The sequence below is a fragment of the Cellulomonas sp. P4_B5_2 genome, from assembly GCF_056402235.1.
The window spans coordinates 1-3,314 of record NZ_JBFUHU010000371.1 but is presented as its reverse complement, the minus strand read 5'-3'; the positions used below and the strand labels follow the sequence as shown (position 1 = coordinate 3,314).

Below are 3,314 nucleotides of genomic sequence, written 5' to 3'. Positions count from 1 at the left end.
GCCGACGAACGCGGCCATGACCTGCTGCGCGGCGAGCGTGCGGCCATTCGCGGCCTCGAGGCGGGAGCGCGGCACGATGTCCGGGACCAGCGCCGACCCGGCGAGGTCGACGAACACGTCGGTCACGCCGTAGAGCAGCACGATCACCGTGAGCGCGGCGATCGTCATGTGGCCGGAGGCCACCAGCCAGACCGCCACCCCGAGCAGCAGCGCGCGGGCCCCGAGGCCCACCACCTGCGTGTACTTGCGGTCGCGGCGGTCGACCACCACGCCGGCGGCCAGCCCGAGCAGGAGCCAGGGCAGCCACGCGGCCGCGGTCAGCAGGGCGATCTGGCTGGGGGACCGCGTGAGCGTGAGGGCGTACAGCGGCACGCCGGTCTGCACGATGCCGTCGCCGAGGTTGGCCATCCCGGTCGCGGTCAGGTGGGCGGTGAACCGGCGGCCGAGGGGCTCGCGCGCGGCGACCTGCTCGCTCATGGGGGACTCCTGCGATGGGACGGTAGGATCGAAGAGAATTCTCTGCAAAGACAACTCTGCAAAGGTATCTCTGCGAATGAGCGAGAGCAAGCCCCTCCCGTTCCGAGCCCGTGCCATCGGGCCGGAGGAGCTCAAGGCATTGGCGCACCCGCTGCGGATGGCGATGTACGACTACCTGTCCGAGCACGGGTCGGCGACGGCCAGCCAGCTCGGCCGCCGACTCGGGGAGAGCAGCGGGCAGACCAGCTACCACCTGCGCCAGCTGGAGAAGCACGGCTTCGTCGAGGACGACCCGGCGCACGAGCGGGGGCGCGACCGGTGGTGGCGCGCGGTCGGGTACAGCGTCGACGGGCGGGACATGCTGCGCGACCCCCGGACCGCCGAGGCGGCCAACGCGCTGCTGCAGGGGGTCGTCGCCGAGCGCGCCCAGGTGCTGAGCCGGTGGATGCTCACGGGCGACACCCCGGAGTGGGAGGAGGCGGCGCTGAACGACCGGACGACGGCGGACCTCACCCTCGAGGAGCTGCAGGAGGTCGTGGTGGCGGTGCAGGAGATCATCGACGACGCGGTCAAGAGCGCCAAGGAGCGCAAGGCTGCCGGCGATGTCGAAGGCCGCCGGCGCGTGCGGATCTACTTCGACGCCCTGCCGCTGCCCCGCGAGGACGATTCCCGCCCCTGAGTTGTGCAGATCGAAAGAACCGCGGTTGTTTCCGGCCGTGAGTGATGGAATCCGCGCACGAAGGGGTCCACCGTGGAAGGACCTGGTCCCTTCACGGAGGTCGTCATGACGCTCGTCGAGCCGCACCCGTTCGACTACCCGTTCGACCTGACGCCCGTGCGTGTTCCTGCAGCACCGGGCGGACGGCGGCACCGAGCACTGCAGGCGTGGGTCGGCGCGGTCGCGGCGCTCACCGAGCCCGACGAGGTCGTCTGGGTGGACGGGTCCGCCGAGCAGGCATCGGCCCTGGTCGAGGACATGGTCGAGTCAGGCACGCTGATCCGGCTGAACGAGGAGCTGCGTCCGGGCTCCTACCTCGCACGCTCCGACCCGTCCGACGTCGCGCGGGTCGAGGACCGCACGTTCATCTGCTCGGAGGACCCCGACGACGCCGGCCCGACCAACCACTGGCGCGAGCCGCACGTCATGCGGGCCGAGCTGGCGGGGGTGTTCGCCGGGTCGATGCGCGGGCGGACCATGTACGTCGTCCCGTTCTCGATGGGTCCGCTGGGCGGTCCGATCTCGCAGCTGGGCGTCCAGGTGACCGACTCGCCGTACGTCGTGGTGAGCATGCGGATCATGACGCGGGTGGGCACCCCGGTGCTCGAGCTGCTGGGGAACGATGGGGAGTTCGTCCCCGCGGTGCACTCGGTGGGCGCACCCCTGGGACCGGACGACGACGACGTCCCGTGGCCGTGCAGTTCGACGAAGTACATCGCGCACTTCCCCGAGACGCGCGAGATCTGGTCGTTCGGGTCCGGCTACGGCGGCAACGCCCTGCTGGGCAAGAAGTGCTTCGCGCTGCGGATCGCGTCCGTCATGGCGCGCGACGATGGCTGGCTCGCCGAGCACATGCTCGTCCTGCGCGTGACGTCCCCGACGGGCCGGGTGTCGCACGTCGCCGCCGCCTTCCCGTCCGCCTGCGGCAAGACGAACCTGGCGATGCTCCAGCCGACGATCCCGGGCTGGACGGTCGAGACGATCGGCGACGACATCGCGTGGCTGCGCCCGGGCGGACCGGGCACCGACGGACGCCTGCGCGCGATCAACCCCGAGGCCGGCTTCTTCGGCGTCGCCCCCGGGACGGGCGTGAGCACCAACCCGGCCGCCATCGCGACGCTGACGCACGACGTGATCTTCACCAACGTCGCCCTCACCGACGAGGGCGACGTCTGGTGGGAGGGCCTGACCCCGGAGCCGCCCGCGCACCTGGTCGACTGGCAGGGCCGGGACTGGACGCCCGCGTCCGACGAGCCGGCAGCCCACCCGAACAGCCGGTTCACGGTCGCCGCCGACCAGTGCCCGACGATCGCGGACTCCTGGGACTCGCCCGAGGGGGTGCCCGTCGACGCGATCTGGTTCGGCGGCCGGCGGGCCACCAACGTGCCGCTGGTCGCGCAGGCCCGGAACTGGGCGCACGGGGTGTTCCTGGGCGCGACGATCGCGTCCGAGCAGACCGCCGCCGCGGAGGGGCCCGTCGGCACGCTGCGTCGCGACCCCTTCGCCATGCTCCCGTTCTGCGGCTACAACATGGCCGACCACTGGGGGCACTGGCTCCGGCTCGGCGCGCAGCTCTCGGCCCGTGGCATCCCGCTGCCGGCGATCTTCGGCATCAACTGGTTCCGCAAGGGAGCGGACGGGTCCTACCTGTGGCCCGGGTTCGGGCAGAACGCACGGGTGCTCGCCTGGGCGCTGGAGCGGCTCGACGGGTCGGTGGAGGGGACCGACTCGCCGATCGGCGTGCTGCCCGCACCCGGTGAGCTGGACCTGGACGGGCTGGACCTGCCGCAGGGCGCGCTGGAGCAGCTGCTCGAGGTCGACCCGGAGGCGTGGCTCGCGGAGTGCGACCTGACCGAGGAGTTCTTCGCCCGGTTCGGCGACCGGCTGCCAGTGGCGATGCTGGACGAGCTCGACGGTCTCCGGGCGCGTCTGCGGTCCGCGGAGGCCGCCGGGTAGGCTCCCGGCCCGTGAAGATCCTCGTCGTCGGCACCGGTGCCCGTGAGCACGCGCTCGTCCGCGCGCTCTCCCTCGACCCGGCGGTGACCGCGCTGCACGCGGCCCCGGGGAACCCCGGCATCGGGACGCTGGCCACGCTGCACGCGGTCGACCAGCTGGACGG

3 protein-coding genes and 1 pseudogene are annotated in these 3,314 nt (G+C 72.4%); 3 read left to right on the top strand and 1 reads right to left on the bottom strand.

What is annotated here, in order from left to right:
* Nucleotides 1–477: MFS transporter (locus tag AC1DUQ_RS19630; protein WP_477074407.1), on the bottom strand; the 477-nt coding region annotated here is incomplete at its 3' end.
* A gap of 76 nt (nt 478–553) precedes the next feature.
* Between AC1DUQ_RS19630 and AC1DUQ_RS19625 the strand changes: the two genes are divergently transcribed.
* From AC1DUQ_RS19625 to AC1DUQ_RS19615, 3 genes and pseudogenes are all read left to right on the top strand, one after another.
* A complete protein-coding gene (locus AC1DUQ_RS19625) occupies nt 554–1,156 on the top strand; it encodes a helix-turn-helix domain-containing protein (RefSeq protein ID WP_477061048.1) in 603 nt (200 codons plus the stop codon).
* A gap of 105 nt (nt 1,157–1,261) precedes the next feature.
* On the top strand, nt 1,262–3,151 hold the full coding sequence (locus tag AC1DUQ_RS19620; protein ID WP_477061049.1) for a phosphoenolpyruvate carboxykinase (GTP): 1,890 nt from the start codon (nt 1,262–1,264) through the stop codon (nt 3,149–3,151).
* A gap of 11 nt (nt 3,152–3,162) precedes the next feature.
* Nucleotides 3,163–3,314, top strand: a pseudogene (locus AC1DUQ_RS19615) (phosphoribosylamine--glycine ligase); the annotation flags it as partial.

Excerpts from the sequence above, each read along its gene's own strand:
- AC1DUQ_RS19625 (WP_477061048.1), top strand. The coding sequence starts at position 554 with ATGAGCGAGAGCAAGCCCCTCCCGTTCCGAGCCCGTGCCATCGGGCCG.
- AC1DUQ_RS19620 (WP_477061049.1), top strand. The coding sequence starts at position 1,262 with ATGACGCTCGTCGAGCCGCACCCGTTCGACTACCCGTTCGACCTGACG.